1 pseudogene is annotated in these 521 nt (G+C 65.1%); it reads left to right on the top strand.

What is annotated here, in order from left to right:
• Nucleotides 1-521, top strand: a pseudogene (locus tag N7640_RS25505) (RHS repeat protein); the annotation flags it as partial.

Here is a 521-nt window from a genome sequence, read left to right on the forward strand (position 1 = left end):
ACTGATTGGCAGCCAGCATGGTGAACACAATCAACGCTACCGCTTCGACCCGGCGGGCAACCGGCTGGAGCGGGACCCGACCCCTCAAAAAACACCCCAGGCGAGCGACTGGTCGCAGCTGGTCCACGCCAACCTGGACAACCCCGACTTCGACCTGCTGGGCGAAGGCCAAACCATCCCCATCGGCCCGCAGCACAGCTGGCCGAGCAACCGCATCACCGAACTGGACGGCACCTGCTACCGCTACGACCCGGCCGGCAACCTGATCGAACGCAAAAGCGAAGACGGCCAGATCCTGACCCTGGCCTACGACGGCGCCCACCGCCTCAGCTACCTACGGAGAAAAGACCCGAACGGCGAGACTCTGGAGGCCCGCTACCAGTACGACGGCCTGTCGCGACGCATCCTCAAGCAGGTCCGGCAGAACGGAGAAGAAACCACCACCTGGTACGGCTGGGACGGTGACCACCAATGCGCCGAAGCCACGGACGAGCGCCTGCGCACCACCGTGCACGAACCCA

Source organism: Pseudomonas sp. GD04015, from assembly GCF_029837675.1.
GTDB classification, from domain to species: Bacteria; Pseudomonadota; Gammaproteobacteria; order Pseudomonadales; family Pseudomonadaceae; genus Aquipseudomonas; species Aquipseudomonas paralcaligenes.